We start from the raw sequence: 14,683 nt of genomic DNA, 5'->3' as shown, positions 1-14,683 counted from the left end.
GAAGCCCTGCCTACCTTAAGTTTACAGGGCCTGGTTTGCGGCGACTTGAAATCAGTGTGCCGCCCACTCGATTTTCGAAATGTCGACACCGTCTTTGTACATGTCCCACAGCGGCGACAGAGCGCGCAGCTTGGTAACGGCCTCGCAGACTTTCTGCGCGGCGTAGTCGATTTCTTCTTCGGTGGTGAAACGACCGAAGGTGAAACGGATCGAGCTGTGCGCCAGTTCGTCGTTGCGGCCCAGGGCGCGCAGTACGTACGAAGGCTCCAGCGAAGCCGAGGTGCAAGCCGAACCGGACGAAACAGCCAGATCCTTGAGCGCCATGATCAGCGACTCGCCTTCAACGTAGTTGAAGCTCAGGTTCAGGTTGTGCGGAACGCGGGCGGTCATGCTGCCGTTGACGTACAGCTCTTCCAGGTCTTCGACCTGTTTGAAGAAACGGTCGCTCAAGGCTTTGATGCGCACGTTCTCGGCAGCCATGTCTTCCTTGGCTACGCGGAAGGCTTCACCCATGCCGACGATCTGGTGGGTCGCCAGGGTGCCGGAACGCATGCCGCGCTCGTGACCGCCGCCGTGCATGGTCGCTTCGATGCGCACACGCGGCTTGCGGCTGACGTACAGCGCGCCGATGCCTTTAGGGCCGTAGGTTTTGTGGGCGGAGAACGACATCATGTCGACTTTCAGCTTCTGCAGGTCGATCTCGACCTTGCCGGTGGACTGAGCGGCGTCGACGTGGAACAGGATCCCTTTGGAGCGGGTCAGTTCGCCGATGGCTGCGATGTCGTTGATGGTGCCGATTTCGTTGTTCACGTGCATGACCGAAACCAGGATGGTGTCGTCACGCAGTTCAGCTTCGATCATTTCCGGCGTAACCAGACCGTCAGTGCGAGGCTCGATGTAGGTCACTTCGAAGCCTTCACGCTCCAGTTGGCGCATGGTGTCGAGGACAGCCTTGTGCTCAATCTTGGTGGTGATCAGGTGTTTGCCCTTGGTCGCATAGAAATGCGCCGCACCCTTGATTGCCAGGTTGTCGGATTCGGTGGCACCGGAGGTCCAGACGATTTCACGCGGATCGGCGTTGACCAGGTCTGCGACCTGACGACGGGCGTTTTCGACGGACTCTTCAGCTTTCCAGCCGAACACGTGGGAACGGGACGCCGGGTTACCGAAGTTTCCGTCGACCAGCAGGCATTCACTCATCTTTTGCGCAACACGCGGATCAACCGGGGTGGTCGCAGAGTAATCAAGGTAAATCGGCAATTTCATGGACTATCTCCTAAATCAGGCTGGCTGGCGTGCCGCTAGCTCTTTGGCTGTCATTCGACGGCGGACGCTTCAATCTTGTCCAGGCGCGGCGCCTTGCTGTTGCAACGACGCTGGTCCTGACGCTGGGCTACTTCTTGTACCTCACGGCGAGTAACAAGATCAGCCAAGCTGATACCGCTCAGAAATTCGTGGATCTGCAGGCTCAGGTCGCACCACAGGTGGTGGGTCAGACAGGTGTCGCCTTGATGGCAATCGCCCTGCCCCTGGCACTTGGTGGCATCGACCGATTCGTTTACCGCATCGATCACCTGGGCGACCTGGATGCCCTGCATGTCGCGGGACAGCTGGTAACCGCCGCCCGGACCACGGACGCTGGACACCAGATTGCTGCGGCGCAATTTGGCAAAAAGCTGTTCGAGGTAGGACAGGGAGATGCCTTGGCGCTCGGAGATATCGGCCAGGGACACGGGCCCGTGCTGCGCATGCAACGCCAGATCAAGCATGGCGGTCACGGCGTATCGGCCTTTTGTAGTCAGTCGCATGGACAATTACCACGGAGTTCGGAATGGGGCGAGTATGCAATTCCCGAGTATTTAAGTCAACTATAAGACCTAGTACTTTAGTCAGGTTTACCCGCAAAAGAGCGGCCGCATCATAACAAAGGCTGGGCGGTTACAGCCAGCAATACCGAGTCATCGTTCATCGCGAGCAGGCTCACTCCTACAGGGAAACGCATTTCAAATGTAGGAGTGAGCCTGCTCACGATGCTGTCGACTCGGTCTAGCTGGCCTGGCTCTGATCCTTATCCTTCACACACGCAAAGTCTTCTTCGCGCAGTTCAGGCAGATCTTTCGCACAGTAATTACTGCCCAGATCCTTCAACGCCCCGCACATCCCCTCCAGACGCCCATCAACAGCCTGCAGGTGATCGAGCAATTGGTTAATGGCGCGCGCCACCGGGTCCGGCATGTCTTCGCCAACACCGTAGGCATCGAAACCGATCTTCTCGGCCATGGCCTTGCGCTTGGCGTCCTGCTCTTCATCGGATTTGACGATGATCCGCCCTGGAATGCCGACCACTGTCGCACCGGGCGGCACAGCCTTGGTCACCACGGCATTGGAACCGACCTTGGCTCCGGCCCCCACGGTGAACGGACCGAGCACCTTGGCACCAGCCCCCACCACCACACCGTCTTCCAGTGTCGGGTGACGCTTGCCTTTATTCCAGCTGGTGCCGCCCAGCGTCACACCCTGATAAAGGGTGACGTCGTTGCCAATTTCAGCGGTTTCACCGATGACAATGCCCATGCCATGGTCAATGAAGAACCGACGACCGACCTTGGCGCCCGGATGGATCTCGATCCCGGTCAACCAGCGACCGAAGTTCGACACCAGCCGCGCCAGCCACTTCAGCTCGGCGCGCCACAAGGCCGCCGACAACCGGTGGATCCAGATGGCGTGCATGCCCGGGTAGCAAGTCAGGACTTCAAAAGCGTTACGCGCCGCCGGGTCACGATGGAAAACACTCTGGATATCTTCACGCAAACGCTCGAACATCATTAATCCTTCCGCTTTAGAAGCTCACCACGGGCCGCTTTCTGGGTTTCCGTGAGGATGCCACGCAATATATTCATTTCCGCCCGGCTGACCGAGCTTCGTCCGTACAGCCGACGCAGGCGCGCCATCAAGTGCCGTGGCTTTTCCGGATCGAGGAATTCGATGGCCACCAGGGTTTGCTCCAGGTGCTCATAGAACCGCTCCAGCTCATCCATGGTCGCCAGCTCAGCGCTTTTGACCGATGCCACTTCTTCCTTCTCGACCTTGCTCGGCTGGCCTTGGGCCGCGAGCCAGGACATGCGCACTTCATAGCTCAACACCTGCACCGCCGCCCCAAGATTCAGCGAACTGAACTCAGGGTCTGATGGGATGTGCACGTGATAATGACATCGCTGCAGCTCTTCATTGGTCAGGCCGGAATCTTCACGACCAAATACCAAGGCGATTTCGGCGCCCTGCCCGGCCTCCTCGACCACTTTCGTCCCGCATTCGCGGGGATCGAGCAGCGGCCAGGGAATGCGCCGGTCACGGGCGCTGGTGCCGAGCACCAGATTGCAGCCGACCAAGGCATCTTCCAAAGTGGCGACGACTTGCGCGTTTTCAAGGATGTCCCCGGCGCCGGATGCACGGGCATCGGCCTCGTGGTGCGGGAACAACCGTGGTTCGACCAGCACCAGCCGCGACAGGCCCATGTTCTTCATGGCACGCGCAGCCCCGCCGATATTGCCGGGGTGGCTGGTATTGACCAGGACGACACGAATGTTTTGCAGCAAGGGAGGCGCTCTCGAACACTTTAATGGGGAGCAGAATCTTACAGCTCAACCTACCGTTAAGCTATGAAAGCGAACACTGACCTTCACCTGTAGAAAAGTTCTGATAGAATGCCCGGCTTTCTTTAACAACCTTAGGTGACACATCCATGCAGCCCATGCTGAATATCGCGCTGCGCGCCGCCCGCAGCGCCAGTGAATTGATCTTCCGCTCCATCGAGCGCCTGGATACCATCAAGGTCGACGAAAAAGACGCCAAGGATTACGTATCCGAGGTGGATCGCGCCGCTGAACAGAAAATCATCGACGCGCTGCGCAAGGCTTACCCGAACCACTCGATCATGGGTGAAGAAACCGGCATGCACGCCGGCACCGGGATCGAAGGCGAAGAATACCTGTGGATCATCGATCCGCTGGACGGCACCACCAACTTCCTGCGCGGCATTCCTCACTTCGCTGTCAGCATCGCCTGCAGATACCGCGGTCGCCTGGAACACGCTGTTGTTCTGGACCCGGTTCGCCAGGAAGAATTCACCGCCAGCCGTGGTCGCGGCGCTCAACTGAACGGTCGTCGCCTGCGCGTCAGCGGCCGCACCAGCCTGGACGGCGCCCTGCTGGGCACCGGCTTCCCGTTCCGTGACGACCAGATGGACAACCTCGACAACTACCTGGGCATGTTCCGCGCCCTGGTTGGCCAGACCGCCGGCATCCGCCGCGCTGGCTCGGCGAGCCTGGACCTGGCCTACGTGGCTGCCGGCCGTTTCGACGCATTCTGGGAGTCGGGCCTGTCCGAGTGGGACATGGCTGCAGGCGCCCTGCTGATCCAGGAAGCTGGCGGTTTGGTGAGCGACTTCACCGGCGGTCACGATTTCCTTGAGAAAGGCCACATCGTTGCCGGCAACACCAAGTGCTTCAAGGCAGTGCTGACGGCGATCCAGCCGCACCTGCCGGCCTCGCTGAAGCGCTAAGCTTCCAGCGACAGAAAAAGCACCCTGCGGGGTGCTTTTTTTATGCCCGGAATTTGTCCCTGACAACACCACCCCCTGTAGGAGCCGGCTTGCCGGCGATAACGGTCTGGCATTCAACATTTATGTCGACAGTTATACCGCTATCGCCGGCAAGCCGGCTCCTACAGGGGATGCGTGAATTTTGGGCACAAAAAAAGCACCCCGAAGGGTGCTTCTTTTTCAGCGGCTGACAATCAGCTCATCAATGCGCCTGTTCATTCTGCGTCAGGATCAACTTACCTTCCTTATCCACCGGAATCTGGTTGCCCGGATCACGATCCATCCGCACCTTGCCTTCCTTGCCGTCCAGCGAATAACGAACGTCGTACCCAACAACCTTATCGCTGATGTCATTCACTGTGTTACAGCGAGTTTGCGTCGTGGTGTAGGTGTCACGCTCCTGCATGCCCTCCTGAACCTTGTTGCCGGCGTAACCACCACCAACCGCGCCCGCAACCGTGGCAATTTTCTTGCCGGTGCCGCCGCCGATCTGGTTACCCAGCAGACCACCTGCCAGCGCACCCACCACCGTACCGGCAATCTGGTGTTGATCTTTCACCGGCGCTTGCCGGGTGACCGCTACATCCTTGCACACTTCACGTGGAGTCTTGATTTGCGTCTTGACCGGCTCAACGGCGAGTACTTGCGCATACTCGGGGCCGTTATTTTTTACCAGGCTGTAGGTGGCCACAGCACCCCCGGCAGTCACACCGACAGCACCCAGTACAGCACCAACCAGCATCGACTTGTTCACATGAACCTCCTGACCATCACATGCGGGATAAACCCGTGCTTCTCCCAGCCTTGGAGCATAAAAAAAGGCGCGAGTTCAACTCGCGCCTTTTTGGACTACATCGCTGGGGAACTGCTCTGGACTAGAGAGTCCTCAAGGACGGTCGTCGACTTCCTTCTCGGTATTCACCGTCGGGATCAGGTCTTCGGAACTCAGGTTCAGCCAGATCAGCACCACGTTGGCGATGTAGATCGACGAGTAAGTACCGGCCAGAACACCCACCAGCAGCGCCAGGGAGAAGCCATAGAGGTTGTCACCACCGAAGAACAGCAGTGCAGCAATCGCCAACAAGGTGGAAACCGACGTCGCGATGGTCCGCAGCAGGGTTTGCGTGGTCGAGATGTTGATGTTCTCGATCAGGCTGGCCTTGCGCAGTACACGGAAGTTCTCACGAACCCGGTCGAATACCACGATGGTGTCGTTGAGCGAGTAACCGATGATCGCCAGCACCGCCGCCAGCACCGTCAGGTCGAAGGTGATCTGGAAGAACGACAGGATACCGATGGTCACGATCACGTCGTGAATCAAGGAAACGATCGCACCGACGGCGAATTTCCACTGAAAGCGGAACGCCAGGTAGATCAGGATGCCGCCCAGCGCCATCAGCATGCCGAGGCCGCCCTGGTCGCGCAGCTCTTCACCCACCTGCGGGCCGACGAACTCGACGCGCTTGACCGTCGCCGGGTTATCGCCGCCGACCTTCTGCAACGCCGCTGCCACCTGGTGACCCAACTGCGGGTCTTCGCCAGGCATGCGCACCAGCAGATCGGTAGTCGCACCAAAGTTCTGCACGATGGCTTCGTGATAACCGGACGAAACCAGCTGCTCACGCACCTTGGTGACGTCGGCCGGACGCTCGTAGGTCAGCTCGATGAGCGTACCGCCGGTGAAGTCCAGCCCCCAGTTCATGCCCTTGTGGAAGACACTGAAAATGGCCAGCGCAGTAAGGAACAATGTGACGCCGAACGCGAAGTTGCGAACGCCCATGAAGTTGATTGTACGTAACATGGCAGCCCCTTAAATCCACAACTTCTTGAAGTCACGACCGCCGAAGATCAAGTTGACCATCGCGCGGGTGACCATGATGGCCGTGAACATCGAAGTCAAAACCCCGAGGGACATGGTCACTGCGAAGCCTTTGACCGGACCTGTACCCATGGCAAACAGGATCCCGCCCACCAGCAAGGTGGTCAGGTTGGCATCGAGAATCGCCGTGAATGCGCGACCGAAACCTTCGTTGATTGCCCGCTGTACGGTCATGCCCGCCGCGATCTCTTCACGAATCCGCGAGAAGATCAGTACGTTGGCGTCGACCGCCATACCCATGGTCAATACGATACCGGCGATACCCGGCAGGGTCAGCGTTGCACCCAGCAGCGACATCAGGGCCAGCAGCAGCACCATGTTCACACCCAGCGCAACGGTGGCAATGATGCCGAAGAAGCGATAGATGGCGATGATGAACAGCGAGACGAACAGCATGCCCCACAGCGATGCATCGATACCTTTGGTGATGTTGTCCGCACCCAGGCTCGGGCCGATGGTGCGTTCTTCAGCAAAGTACATCGGCGCTGCCAGACCACCGGCACGCAACAGCAGCGCCAGTTCGGACGATTCGCCCTGGCCGTTCAGGCCGGTGATGCGGAACTGAGCACCCAGCGGCGACTGAATGGTCGCCAGGCTGATGATCTTCTTCTCTTCCTTGAACGACTGCACTGCCACGTCTTTCTCGACGCCATCGACCACTTGCTTGGTGTAAGTGGTGACCGGACGCTGCTCGATGAAGATCACCGCCATGCTGCGACCGACGTTCGAACGGGTCGCACGGCTCATCAGCTCGCCACCGTGGCCATCCAGACGGATGTTCACTTCTGGCGTGCCGTGCTCGCCGAAGCCAGCCTTGGCGTCAGTGACCTGGTCACCGGTGATGATCAGGCCACGCTCGATCAGCGCAGGAGGACGATTGCCCTCACGGAACTCGAAGGATTCGGAAGTGGCTTTCGAAGCGCCAGGCTCAGCAGCCAGACGGAACTCAAGGTTGGCCGTCTTGCCGAGGATACGCTTGGCTTCTGCGGTGTCTTGTACGCCCGGCAGCTCAACCACGATGCGGTTGGCGCCCTGACGCTGAACGATCGGTTCGGCAACACCCAGCTCGTTGACGCGGTTACGTACCGTGGTCAAGTTCTGCTTGATGGAGTATTCGCGGATTTCCGCCAGCTTGGCCGGGGTCATCGCCAGACGCAGCACCGCCTGACCATTGAGGTCTGCCGGAACAATGTCGAAATCGTTGAAGTTCTTGCGGATCAGTGCACGGGCCTGTTCGCGGGAAGCTTCATCAGAGAAGCCCAGCTGAATGGCACCGCCCAGTTGCGGCAGGCTGCGATAGCGCAGTTTCTCTTTACGCAACAGGCTCTTTACATCGCCTTCGTACACTTTCAAGCGTGCGTCGAGGGCTTTGTCCATGTCCACTTCGAGCAGGAAGTGCACACCACCGGACAAGTCCAGACCCAGCTTCATCGGGTGCGCGGCCAGGCTGCGCAGCCATTGTGGAGTGGTTTGTGCCAGGTTCAGAGCAACGACGTAGTCATCACCCAATGCCTTGCGCACGACGTCCTTGGCAGGCAACTGGTCTTCAGCCTTGACCAGACGAATCAGACCGCCCTTGCCGTTGGTCGCCAGCGTGGCCGCCTTGACGTTGATCCCGGATTCCTTGAGCGCAGCGCTCACTCGATCCAGATCAGCCTGATTGACCTGCAGCGCAGTGCTTGCACCGCTGACCTGAATGGCCGGGTCATCAGGATATAGATTGGGAGCGGAATAAATCAGACCGATCGCCAGCACCGCCAGGATCAGAATGTATTTCCACAGAGGGTATTTGTTCAGCATCACGCCGCCCGCTTATGACGCGGGGCGCCTTGCGCGCCCCGTCGATTGAGTAGAAGTTGAAACTTAGATCGCTTTCAGCGTGCCTTTTGGCAGCGTGGCGGCAATGGCGCCTTTCTGGAATTTCATTTCGACGGTGTCGGAAACTTCCAGAACCACGAAATCGTCAGCCACTTTAGTGATCTTGCCGGCGATGCCGCCGGTGGTCACAACTTCGTCGCCTTTTTGCAGGCTGCTCAGCAGGTTCTTCTGCTCTTTGGCGCGCTTGGCCTGTGGACGCCAGATCATCAGGTAGAAGATGACCAGGAAACCGACCAGGAAAATCCACTCAAAACCGCCACCCATTGGGCCGGCAGCGGCCGGTGCAGCGGCGTCAGCCATGGCATTCGAGATAAAAAAGCTCATTTAGCACTCCAGTTGCAAATGTTGAATCTTGGGGTCAGAAAACTCAGTCCAAAGGCGGAACAGGTAACCCGCGTTTGGCGTAGAAGGCATCGACAAAGGCGGCCAATGTACCCTGTTGAATAGCCTCGCGCAAACCAGCCATAAGCACTTGATAATGACGCAAGTTATGGATGGTATTGAGCATGCTTCCCAGCATTTCGCCGCACTTGTCCAGGTGATGCAGATAAGCGCGGGAGAAGTTCTGACAGGTATAGCAATCGCAGGTCGGATCGAGCGGCGAATCATCATGGCGATGGAACGCGTTACGGATCTTCAGCACGCCAGTATCAATGAACAGATGCCCATTGCGGGCATTACGGGTTGGCATCACGCAATCGAACATGTCCACACCGCGGCGCACACCCTCAACCAGATCTTCCGGTTTGCCAACGCCCATAAGGTAACGAGGTTTGTCAGCCGGCATCTGACCCGGCAGGTAATCCAGCACTTTGATCATCTCGTGCTTCGGCTCGCCCACCGACAGACCGCCAATGGCCAGGCCATCGAAGCCGATCTTGTCGAGGCCTTCCAGCGAGCGCATGCGCAGATCCTGGTGCATGCCGCCCTGAACGATACCGAACAGCGCCGCCGTGTTGTCGCCATGGGCTTCTTTCGAACGCTTGGCCCAACGCAACGACAGCTCCATGGAAATACGCGCGACGTCTTCATCAGCCGGGTACGGGGTGCATTCGTCGAAAATCATCACGATGTCCGAGCCCAGGTCACGCTGGACCTGCATCGACTCTTCCGGGCCCATGAACACTTTGGCGCCGTCGACCGGAGAAGCGAAGGTCACGCCCTCCTCCTTGATCTTGCGCATCGCGCCCAGGCTGAACACCTGAAAACCGCCGGAGTCTGTAAGAATCGGGCCTTTCCACTGCATGAAATCGTGCAGGTCGCCATGCTTCTTGATCACTTCGGTGCCAGGACGCAGCCACAAGTGGAAGGTGTTGCCCAGAATGATTTCCGCGCCGGTCGCGGTGATGTCCCGCGGCAGCATGCCCTTCACGGTGCCGTAAGTACCGACCGGCATGAAGGCCGGGGTCTCGACGGTACCGCGCGGGAAGGTCAAGCGACCGCGACGAGCCTTGCCGTCAGTAGCAAGCAACTCAAACGACATACGACTTTGGCGACTCATTCTTTGTCCTCAGGGCCACGTGGTGCGGGATTACGGGTGATAAACATCGCATCACCGTAGCTGAAAAAGCGGTATTCATGCTCAACGGCGGCTTTATAAGCGGCCATGGCTTCGGGATAACCGGCGAACGCCGAAACCAGCATCAACAGCGTGGATTCGGGCAAATGGAAGTTGGTGACCAGGGCATCAACCACATGAAACGGCCGGCCCGGGTAGATAAAAATGTCCGTGTCGCCACTGAACGGCTTGAGCACGCCATCGCGCGCGGCACTTTCCAGCGAACGCACGCTAGTGGTCCCCACCGCCACCACGCGACCACCGCGAGCGCGGCAAGCGGCGACGGCATCGACCACGTCCTGACCGACTTCCAGCCATTCGCTGTGCATGTGGTGGTCTTCAATCTTCTCGACCCGCACCGGCTGGAACGTGCCCGCGCCAACGTGCAAGGTCACGAACGCCGTCTCGACGCCCTTGGCCGCAATCGCCTCCATCAGCGGCTGATCGAAATGCAGCCCCGCCGTCGGCGCCGCCACCGCGCCCAGGCGCTCGGCGTACACCGTCTGATAACGCTCGCGGTCCGAGCCTTCATCCGGGCGGTCTATATAAGGAGGCAACGGCATGTGCCCGACGCGGTCGAGCAGCGGCAACACCTCTTCGGCGAACCCCAACTCGAACAACGCATCGTGACGCGCCAGCATCTCGGCTTCGCCACCGCCATCGATCAGGATCTTCGAACCCGGCTTCGGCGACTTGCTGGAGCGCACATGGGCCAGCACGCGATGACTGTCGAGCACCCGCTCCACCAGGATTTCCAGCTTGCCGCCGGAAGCCTTCTGGCCAAACAGCCGCGCCGGAATCACCCGGGTATTGTTGAACACCATCAAATCGCCCGGGCGCAAATGCTCAAGCAAATCAGTGAATTGACGGTGTGCCAGGGCGCCGCTAACCCCATCAAGGGTCAACAGGCGACTGTTGCGACGCTCGGCCAAAGGGTGGCGAGCAATCAGCGAATCAGGGAGTTCGAAAGTAAAGTCAGCAACGCGCATGATGGGGTTCGTCTAGCAGGGCCCGGAAGTCTAGCCGAAATAGTGAAAATTCTCTATGTACCTGATTGACCGACGGTAATCTCATCTCTATACTTCGCCGCCATTGAGCCCTGATGGCGGAATTGGTAGACGCGGCGGATTCAAAATCCGTTTTCGAAAGGAGTGGGAGTTCGAGTCTCCCTCGGGGCACCAAAATTAAGAAAGGTCTTGCTTAGCAAGGCCTTTTTTTTCGCCTGCAGAAAAGCACCTGACACCCCACCGACCTGTAGGAGCCGGCTTGCTGGCGATGCTTTTGGCTTTTTTCGTCCTCGGCCGGTACGACATTCTCAAGGATTCATCCCATGGAACTGCTGCTGGAAACTGTTGCTCTGTTCTGTCTCAAGCTGGCTTATGAGACGGAGGGGTCGAGTCCGATTCTGCGGGATGATCCGATCATGAGCGATTATGAGCGGGAGGTTTTTGGGTTGCTGGTGCGGCGGGGGGATGTTGAGGGGATTCAGTTTAGAGTGGCGCACTGCGTAGGACTGGCGCTGGACGCTTTAGGCGGTGTTGATACGCCGCTAGGACGGGAGCTTCATCGGTTGTCGGCTGATTTGAGCAATGCGCGCACTTTGGAGCAGTTTGGTGCTCCACTCATCGAGCTCAAGGACTACTTGAAAGATATTCAATGAACGAAGGGACTTGCCTAAAATACGAGTCCCCCCCGACAGGCGCTACGTTGCTGATCGCGACGTATCGACGGATCATAAGCCGGCCCCTTTTCTCTACAGAAATTTAACTACAATCTCGCCGAGCAGATTCACGCACATAGAAACACCTTCGCTGGGGGCGTTCGGCCATTAACATCTAACAATAATTAGGCCTAGCACCTAACCATCAAACGGAAAAAGGAAAAAGGAAAAAGGAAAAGTTATGGCTGCACCAAGAGTTTTCGTCAGTTCTACATGCTACGACCTAGCTGAAGAACGCGACGCGATTGTTGGCTTCTGCAACGCCTTTGGATTTGACACCGCGCTTAGTGAACGGGGCGACGTATTTTACCATCCTGACTTGCACACTCACACCGCATGTATACGAGAAACATCTAATTGCCAGATATTCATCCTGGTAATTGGTGGACGCTTTGGCGGAAAGCATGTAATCGACAAAACAAAATCAATTACTAACGCCGAGTACATTGCAGCCAAAGAACAAGGAATCCCAATATTTACATTCATAAAACAAGACGTATTAAACGACCACAACATTTGGCAAAAAAATAGAGACAAGCCGTTTGTTAAGGACATCAATTACCCTTCGATAGACAAACAGGAAAATGCTGCCGACATATTTAACTTTATAGATCAAGTTAGACTAGCACCAAACAATAATGGTTTTTTCGGCTTTCGCCTGACCAAGGAAATATTTGATTACCTTCGAAAACAATGGGCTGGAATGTTCTTCGAGTACCTACAAAGTAGGTCATTAAACAAGCAACTTTCAACGACCAATGAGACCCTCGCAACTTTGACAGCAGCTTCTGAAAAGATTGAAGAAATTGTCAAGGGAATCTATAAAAATATGGACGGCGCCGGCGCAGAAGCAGCTCTTAACACAATTGACCTAGAAGGTGAAGCGAGGGAACTTTTTGCAACCATTGCAACAAGATCTTCTGATCGACACTTCCTGTACAGCAGCGAGATAGATGATGCGGTAAACATCCCACCTCCGGCATGGCATGATTTCTTTGTTCAATTCGGATTCTTCGAAATAGTCGAAGGAAAAGAGGATGATGAAGCCCCTTATTTTACTTTAGTCTACTTGAGCGAGACAATTGCTAAGCTCTCAGGAAAACTAACCAAGCTCCAGCGCGCCGAGCTAACATGGTTGCAAGAACAATACGACGCCTACCTTAAACTCCCATCTACATCTAGAAAAAAGTTAATTGAGAATCATGCATACATGAGCATATCGCAGCCATAGCCGATATACAAAAAGGAGGACAGACACATTTTCTAATGGCATGTAATTTAGAGAAGAAGCTTTCGAGGTTGCAGGAAAGAGGTCCGCACGATAATCTCCGTGTGTCGCTGCCAAATCAGCGACCGGGTGTGGAAACCCGTGTAATTCAAGGCGCAACAGCGCCCCCATCACGTCTGCCGGCGCTTTTTTTATGCCTGCGGCGTGAGTTATGGCGGCTGTGCGTGGGACGTCTTCGGGCGTGCCGGTTTCCTTGATTCCCGGTTTTCCACCCTGCGCACAGCTGTCACCCATTCGTGTGGAAACGAACGTGGCAGCTCCTCATATCAAGGAGTCTGATAATGCGCAGCATGAATCCGTACAAAACTTGGCTTTCCCCTCTACGCAATTCCCAATCGCGTAACGCTTCACCCCTCCCCCATCGCCTCTCCGTTACTGGAGGCACCCAATGACCAACCACCCCGAACTAAAAACCATCGGCCTAACCCCCGCCATCTACTGCGGCGATCAACCACTCTTCCACGTCACCCGCGACGTCCCTCTCGGCGACGCGTTATCTATGGCTTCCGATTTCCTGTTCCTCGCCAAAACACTCAACGAAGATGCTGCCTACGCCAAAGACACCGACCGCCACGCCTGGGCTGCGCATTATTTGACGTCGATGAGTAAGGCGTTGGTGGATGATGCGGTGAAGGTGTTGACGCGGGATCGGGATTCTTTGTCGGGGTCCAAGCGGGCGGGGGCGAAGGCTGAGGGGATTTAGCCGTCAGTCGATAAGATAGGAAGTCTGTGGGGGCGGGTTGCTTGCGATGGTGGTAGTCGTTCGGTGGTGGTGGTGGCTGGTTTGGCGCTATCGCCAGCAAGCCGGCTCCTACAGGGGGGTGGGGTTGTTTGTAGGGTGATGTTGGCCCTGATTTTTTTTGAACCAAGGAGTGGAGTGAATGATGTTGTTCGACTGGCTGGCTATTAACGGTACATTCTTTGGGATGTGGGTTTGGGTGGTGCGCTGTCGTGGCACACTGAATGTGTGGTTGGCGAATCTGGCGGGGGTTGTGAGCGGCCTTATTGTCGCGATAGTGGTGGAGCTATTGACCCAAGCTGCCCGCGGGACTCCGTCGCCGGAAGAGCCATTTATGTTGTATTCGATCATGGCTGGGCTGGGCACGTTGGTTGGGACTTGGATGTGGCTTATTGCGAGGCTTGAGCAGCCCGAGAATCTGTTTCTGCGCCATTTGTTTGCCGGGGCGGTGAGTGTTTTTGTTGGCGCGGTTGTGCTTGGGCAGGCTTGGTCGTATTTGGTTTCTGGGTGAGTGCCTTGGGGTTGGTGGTGGCTGGTTTGGCGCTATCGCCGGCAAGCCGGCTCCTACAGGGGGTGTGGGCTAGCCCCGGGGTTTTCGGGGCTTTTGGGTGCTCGGGTTAGAGGAGGTGTTGGGAGATCAGTTTGGAGATTTCTACCATTGATGTCCGGCCGGTGAATTCGAATTTCACTTTTCCCAGCGAAGAGAAGTAGATCTCCAGTTCCGAGTCCAGGTCGAACGTGCCGGAGGTTTCTACCGAGTACGCGACGATATTTTTGTAGGGCAGCGAGGTGAAGTCTTTTTTGCTGCCGGTGATGCCCTGTACGTTGACGGCGATGATGCGTTTGTTGGTGAAGACGACGCCGTCGCGCATGGATTTGTACGAGTCGATGACGTGCTCGCCTTCCAGCAGCAGTGCACTGACACGTTCTGCGTATTCTTCGTTTTGCTTGAGTTTGAAGAAGCCTTTGTTGTTGAAGTCGATCATCTGCCCATCCTCCGTTCGAAGAAAAATCCCTGCGA

The 14,683-nt window shown here is 56.9% G+C and carries 16 protein-coding genes and 1 tRNA gene; 6 read left to right on the top strand and 11 right to left on the bottom strand.

Annotated elements, in window-relative coordinates:
- Positions 1–51 precede the first annotated feature (51 nt).
- From PMI32_RS24470 to trmJ, 4 genes are all read right to left on the bottom strand, one after another.
- On the bottom strand, positions 52–1,266 hold the full coding sequence (locus PMI32_RS24470) for an IscS subfamily cysteine desulfurase (RefSeq protein ID WP_008025496.1): 1,215 nt from the start codon (positions 1,264–1,266) through the stop codon (positions 52–54).
- A gap of 50 nt (positions 1,267–1,316) precedes the next feature.
- Positions 1,317–1,808, bottom strand: coding sequence for a Fe-S cluster assembly transcriptional regulator IscR (gene iscR / locus PMI32_RS24475; protein WP_007903581.1), 492 nt, complete (start codon positions 1,806–1,808; stop codon positions 1,317–1,319).
- 238 nt (positions 1,809–2,046) lie between these two features.
- Positions 2,047–2,823 carry a serine O-acetyltransferase gene (gene cysE, locus PMI32_RS24480; protein WP_008025494.1) on the bottom strand — a complete coding sequence of 259 codons (777 nt, stop codon included), beginning with the start codon at positions 2,821–2,823 and terminating at the stop codon, positions 2,047–2,049.
- A 2-nt stretch (positions 2,824–2,825) separates the two neighbouring features.
- The gene (gene trmJ / locus PMI32_RS24485) at positions 2,826–3,596 is read right to left on the bottom strand and encodes a tRNA (cytosine(32)/uridine(32)-2'-O)-methyltransferase TrmJ (RefSeq protein ID WP_008025492.1); all 771 of its coding nucleotides are present in this window, start codon (positions 3,594–3,596) and stop codon (positions 2,826–2,828) included.
- Positions 3,597–3,742: 146 nt separating this feature from the next.
- Between trmJ and suhB the strand changes: the two genes are divergently transcribed.
- Positions 3,743–4,561, top strand: coding sequence for a type III secretion system regulator SuhB (gene suhB / locus PMI32_RS24490; RefSeq protein WP_008025490.1), 819 nt, complete (start codon positions 3,743–3,745; stop codon positions 4,559–4,561).
- A gap of 241 nt (positions 4,562–4,802) precedes the next feature.
- Here the strand turns inward: suhB and PMI32_RS24495 are convergent, their stop codons facing one another.
- From PMI32_RS24495 to queA, 6 genes are all read right to left on the bottom strand, one after another.
- Entirely contained in the window at positions 4,803–5,354 is a 552-nt protein-coding gene (locus PMI32_RS24495; RefSeq protein ID WP_008025488.1) for a glycine zipper 2TM domain-containing protein, read from the bottom strand.
- 132 nt (positions 5,355–5,486) lie between these two features.
- Positions 5,487–6,401 (bottom strand): protein translocase subunit SecF, encoded by a 915-nt coding sequence (gene secF / locus PMI32_RS24500; protein ID WP_008025485.1) that lies wholly within the window; start codon positions 6,399–6,401, stop codon positions 5,487–5,489.
- A 9-nt stretch (positions 6,402–6,410) separates the two neighbouring features.
- Complete coding sequence (gene secD / locus PMI32_RS24505) at positions 6,411–8,279, bottom strand: protein translocase subunit SecD (protein WP_008025484.1); 1,869 nt, start codon at positions 8,277–8,279, stop codon at positions 6,411–6,413.
- A 63-nt stretch (positions 8,280–8,342) separates the two neighbouring features.
- Positions 8,343–8,681: a preprotein translocase subunit YajC gene (gene yajC, locus PMI32_RS24510; protein WP_007916913.1), complete on the bottom strand. Its 339-nt coding sequence runs from the start codon at positions 8,679–8,681 to the stop codon at positions 8,343–8,345.
- A gap of 43 nt (positions 8,682–8,724) precedes the next feature.
- Positions 8,725–9,840: a tRNA guanosine(34) transglycosylase Tgt gene (gene tgt, locus PMI32_RS24515; protein ID WP_162130724.1), complete on the bottom strand. Its 1,116-nt coding sequence runs from the start codon at positions 9,838–9,840 to the stop codon at positions 8,725–8,727.
- 14 nt (positions 9,841–9,854) lie between these two features.
- Positions 9,855–10,904 carry a tRNA preQ1(34) S-adenosylmethionine ribosyltransferase-isomerase QueA gene (gene queA, locus PMI32_RS24520; protein ID WP_008025479.1) on the bottom strand — a complete coding sequence of 350 codons (1,050 nt, stop codon included), beginning with the start codon at positions 10,902–10,904 and terminating at the stop codon, positions 9,855–9,857.
- A gap of 107 nt (positions 10,905–11,011) precedes the next feature.
- Here queA and PMI32_RS24525 point away from each other — a divergent pair.
- The 5 genes from PMI32_RS24525 (at position 11,012) to PMI32_RS24545 (ending at position 14,173) form a co-directional block, all read left to right on the top strand.
- Positions 11,012–11,096, top strand: a tRNA-Leu gene (locus PMI32_RS24525).
- A gap of 149 nt (positions 11,097–11,245) precedes the next feature.
- On the top strand, positions 11,246–11,575 hold the full coding sequence (locus tag PMI32_RS24530) for a hypothetical protein (RefSeq protein WP_008025477.1): 330 nt from the start codon (positions 11,246–11,248) through the stop codon (positions 11,573–11,575).
- 241 nt (positions 11,576–11,816) lie between these two features.
- Positions 11,817–12,866, top strand: a complete 1,050-nt coding sequence (locus PMI32_RS24535; RefSeq protein ID WP_008025475.1) for a DUF4062 domain-containing protein — start codon at positions 11,817–11,819, stop codon at positions 12,864–12,866.
- A gap of 445 nt (positions 12,867–13,311) precedes the next feature.
- A complete protein-coding gene (locus PMI32_RS24540) occupies positions 13,312–13,626 on the top strand; it encodes a DUF3077 domain-containing protein (RefSeq protein WP_008025473.1) in 315 nt (104 codons plus the stop codon).
- Between the two features lie 178 nt (positions 13,627–13,804).
- Entirely contained in the window at positions 13,805–14,173 is a 369-nt protein-coding gene (locus tag PMI32_RS24545; RefSeq protein WP_008025471.1) for a hypothetical protein, read from the top strand.
- Between the two features lie 106 nt (positions 14,174–14,279).
- On the opposite strand, the gene PMI32_RS24550 is transcribed toward PMI32_RS24545, so the two are convergent.
- Positions 14,280–14,648 (bottom strand): PH domain-containing protein, encoded by a 369-nt coding sequence (locus PMI32_RS24550; RefSeq protein WP_008025469.1) that lies wholly within the window; start codon positions 14,646–14,648, stop codon positions 14,280–14,282.
- Between the last annotated feature and the right edge of the window lie 35 nt (positions 14,649–14,683).

Origin of the sequence: Pseudomonas sp. GM60 (assembly GCF_000282415.1) — a bacterium.
Lineage (GTDB): Bacteria > Pseudomonadota > Gammaproteobacteria > Pseudomonadales > Pseudomonadaceae > Aquipseudomonas > Aquipseudomonas migulae.
Note: the sequence above shows the minus strand (reverse complement) of the source record. Positions and strands in the feature narration are given on the sequence as shown.

Coding starts and splice junctions, on each gene's coding strand:
- secD (WP_008025484.1), bottom strand. CDS start 8,279: ATGCTGAACAAATACCCTCTGTGGAAATACATTCTGATCCTGGCGGTG.
- cysE (WP_008025494.1), bottom strand. CDS start 2,823: ATGTTCGAGCGTTTGCGTGAAGATATCCAGAGTGTTTTCCATCGTGAC.
- PMI32_RS24540 (WP_008025473.1), top strand. CDS start 13,312: ATGACCAACCACCCCGAACTAAAAACCATCGGCCTAACCCCCGCCATC.
- yajC (WP_007916913.1), bottom strand. CDS start 8,681: ATGAGCTTTTTTATCTCGAATGCCATGGCTGACGCCGCTGCACCGGCC.
- PMI32_RS24545 (WP_008025471.1), top strand. CDS start 13,805: ATGATGTTGTTCGACTGGCTGGCTATTAACGGTACATTCTTTGGGATG.
- tgt (WP_162130724.1), bottom strand. CDS start 9,840: ATGTCGTTTGAGTTGCTTGCTACTGACGGCAAGGCTCGTCGCGGTCGC.
- PMI32_RS24535 (WP_008025475.1), top strand. CDS start 11,817: ATGGCTGCACCAAGAGTTTTCGTCAGTTCTACATGCTACGACCTAGCT.
- secF (WP_008025485.1), bottom strand. CDS start 6,401: ATGTTACGTACAATCAACTTCATGGGCGTTCGCAACTTCGCGTTCGGC.
- PMI32_RS24530 (WP_008025477.1), top strand. CDS start 11,246: ATGGAACTGCTGCTGGAAACTGTTGCTCTGTTCTGTCTCAAGCTGGCT.
- queA (WP_008025479.1), bottom strand. CDS start 10,904: ATGCGCGTTGCTGACTTTACTTTCGAACTCCCTGATTCGCTGATTGCT.
- suhB (WP_008025490.1), top strand. CDS start 3,743: ATGCAGCCCATGCTGAATATCGCGCTGCGCGCCGCCCGCAGCGCCAGT.
- iscR (WP_007903581.1), bottom strand. CDS start 1,808: ATGCGACTGACTACAAAAGGCCGATACGCCGTGACCGCCATGCTTGAT.
- PMI32_RS24470 (WP_008025496.1), bottom strand. CDS start 1,266: ATGAAATTGCCGATTTACCTTGATTACTCTGCGACCACCCCGGTTGAT.
- PMI32_RS24550 (WP_008025469.1), bottom strand. CDS start 14,648: ATGATCGACTTCAACAACAAAGGCTTCTTCAAACTCAAGCAAAACGAA.